Source organism: uncultured Caulobacter sp., from assembly GCF_937900395.1.
Taxonomy (GTDB): Bacteria; Pseudomonadota; Alphaproteobacteria; order Caulobacterales; family Caulobacteraceae; genus Caulobacter.
The window spans coordinates 1-2761 of the sequence record NZ_CALCDX010000228.1 but is presented as its reverse complement, the minus strand read 5'-3'; the positions used below and the strand labels follow the sequence as shown (position 1 = coordinate 2761).

3 protein-coding genes and 1 pseudogene are annotated in these 2761 nt (G+C 68.0%); 3 read left to right on the top strand and 1 reads right to left on the bottom strand.

The genetic code is table 11. The features are described 5' to 3' along the window. Positions 1-31: 31 nt before the first annotated feature. On the top strand, positions 32-520 hold the full coding sequence (locus Q0379_RS20360) for an IS630 family transposase (RefSeq protein ID WP_299016018.1): 489 nt from the start codon (positions 32-34) through the stop codon (positions 518-520). Here the strand turns inward: Q0379_RS20360 and Q0379_RS20355 are convergent. Beyond that, positions 517-678: a hypothetical protein gene (locus Q0379_RS20355; RefSeq protein WP_299016020.1), complete on the bottom strand. Its 162-nt coding sequence runs from the start codon at positions 676-678 to the stop codon at positions 517-519. The genes Q0379_RS20360 and Q0379_RS20355 overlap by 4 nt on opposite strands. A gap of 5 nt (positions 679-683) precedes the next feature. On the opposite strand from Q0379_RS20355, the pseudogene Q0379_RS20350 reads away from it, so the two are divergent. Both Q0379_RS20350 and Q0379_RS24320 read left to right on the top strand, forming a co-directional pair. Beyond that, positions 684-2612, top strand: a pseudogene (locus Q0379_RS20350) (family 20 glycosylhydrolase); the annotation flags it as partial. A 22-nt stretch (positions 2613-2634) separates the two neighbouring features. Beyond that, positions 2635-2761 (top strand): PTS glucose transporter subunit IIA (locus Q0379_RS24320; protein ID WP_366519339.1); only part of this gene is annotated, 127 nt, incomplete at its 3' end.

Below are 2761 nucleotides of genomic sequence, written 5' to 3'. Positions count from 1 at the left end.
CTTTCCCTACACGACGCTCTTCCGATCTCTTCTGGGTACGCCGCGGCGCTGTTGGGCACCCAGAGGCGTGCGCCCGGTGGTCGGCGCGCGAGTGCAGCGCAAGTACCTGTACGCCTTCAGCGCCGTCAGTCCGCACGACGGCGTGCTCGACAGCCTCGTGCTGCCCTGGGTCAACGCCGAGACGATGTCGTTGTTCCTGGACGAGGTGGCCCGCCGCCATGCCGACGAGTTCGTCTTCATGGTGATGGACCAGGCCGGTTGGCACATCGCCGGCGAACTCCAGGTGCCGCCCAACATGCGGTTGATGTTCTTGCCGCCCTACAGCCCCGAACTCAATCCGGCCGAGCACCTGTGGGAGGCGATCCGCGAGGACTGCTTCGCCAACCACGTCTTCGCCGATCTCGACGCCGTCGAAGCCGTGCTCACCACCGGCATCGCGTCTCTCGAAGCCAACCCACCCCGAACCCAGTCAATGACCGGGTTCAAGTGGATAACTTCTATATCATTGAACGCGACTTAGTATGAGTCAGGCGCGCAGCGCCAGGTGCGGTGCGGCGACGCCGGCGCGCCGTACACGACCAGCGGGCTGCGCCGGAACCGCAGCCGGTACACGAGCGACGAGCCGGCGTGGCCGAGCACGACGTGGAGCGAGGCGATCGCGACGTGCAGCGAGGTCACAGCACCTCGCCGCCGCCCAGCGCGCGGGCCTGTTCTACGGCGCGATGTCGCTGTGGCAGCTGGCGACGCCCAACGAAGCCAAGGGCCCGATCGCCATTCCCGCCGCCGCGATCGAGGACGCCCCGCGCTTCGCCTGGCGCGGCCTGATGGTCGACAGCGCCCGCCACTATCAGTCGATCGCCACGCTGAAGGCGACGCTCGACGCCATGGCGGCGCACAAGCTCAACATCTTCCACTGGCACCTGGTCGACGACCAGGGCTGGCGACTGGAGATCAAGAAATATCCGAGGCTCACCCAGGTCGGCGCCTGGCGCACCGATCCTGGCGCGGCGCGCGCCTACCCGAGGTATGGCGGCTTTTACACCCAGGACCAGGTGCGCGACCTCGTCGCCTACGCCGCCGCCCGCAATATCACCATCGTCCCGGAGATCGAGACGCCGGGCCACGCCCTGGCGCCGATCGTCGCCTATCCGGAGCTCGGCTCGGCGCCGCCCGACGCCAGCAAGATGGGTGACTGGGGCGTCTTCCCGTGGCTCTACAACACCGACGACGCGACCTTCGCCTTCCTCGACGACGTGCTGAACGAGGTCATGGACCTCTTCCCCTCGACCTTCATCCACGTAGGCGGGGATGAGGCGATCAAGGACCAGTGGAAGGCCAGTCCCAAGATCCAGGCCAAGATCAAGGCGCTGGGCCTCAAGGACGAACACGCGCTGCAGAGCTGGTTCATCCAGCGCGTCGGCAAGACGCTGGAGAAGCGCGGCCGCCGGCTGATCGGATGGGACGAGATCCTGGAGGGCGGCCTCGCGCCCAACGCCACCGTGATGTCCTGGCGCGGGATCGACGGCGCGATCGCCGCGGCCAAGGCTGGCCACGACACGGTGCTGTCGCCGCATCCGACGCTCTATCTCGACAACCGCCAGAGCGCCTCGCCCGAGGAGCCGACCGGTCGGGGCAAGGTGGTCAGCCTGAAGGACGTCCACGCCTTCGATCCCGCGCCAGCCCAGCTCACCGAGGACCAGCGCCGGCACATTCTCGGCGTCCAGGCCAATGTCTGGACCGAGCACATGCAGACCGACGCGCGCATGCAGGCGATGGCCTTCCCCCGCGCTGTGGCCCTGGCCGAGCGTGGCTGGTCGCCCGCCGCCGGCGCCGATTGGGCTGATTTCGCGCGTCGCCTGCCCGCCGAGATGGCGCGACTGAAGGTGCTGGGCGTGACCGCCAACACGGTCCCCTTCGAGCCGCAACCGGCTCTTTCGGAAGGCGAGGGCGGCAAGACGCGGCTGGCTCTGTCGACGGGACTTGGAATCGGTGAAATCCGCTACACGCTGGATGGCGGGACGCCGACGCCGGCCTCCCCATCCTATGGCGGCGCGTTGGATCTGCAGACGGGCGCCAAGGTGAAGGCCCGCGTGTTCCTGGACGGCCAGGCTCTGGGCCGCGAGCGGTCCTGGACAATCACGCCGGCCCTACTCCAGACGCGCCTGAGCGCCCAGCTCAAGCTCTGCACCGAGAAGGTTCCGCTGACCATGATCGACGACGCCCCGCGCGCCTTCGACAAGCGGGCGATGATGTTCGTCGACATCCTCAACCCTTGCTGGATCTGGGAGGGCGCGGACCTGACCAAGGGCGCGATCCTCAGCGTCCGCGCCAGCCAGATCCCCTTCAATTTTCAGGTCGGCGCTGAGCGCGACCGCATCCCGCTGCGCCCGCCCGCGACGCGGGGCGGCGAGCTGGAGGTGCGCGCCGGATGCGCGGGCGAGCGCCTGGCCGTCCTTCCGCTGGGCGACGCCGCGAAAAAACCCGGCCTATCGACGATCACCGGCCGCTTGCCGTCGCGGGCCGGTAAGGTCGATCTTTGCCTGAGCTTCACGGCCAAGAGCGTCGATCCCTTCTGGGCGATCGAGCGCGTGACCCTGACGCCTGCGAATTAGTTTCCAAGAAGAGCCTAAGCCCGTGTCCAACCTCGTTCTCGCATCGCCTTTGAAAGGCTGGATCGCGTCGTTGTCGGAGGTTCCGGACGCGGTTTTCGCGGGTCGGATGCTGGGGGACGGGGTGGCGATCGACCCGCTGGGCGGGGAAC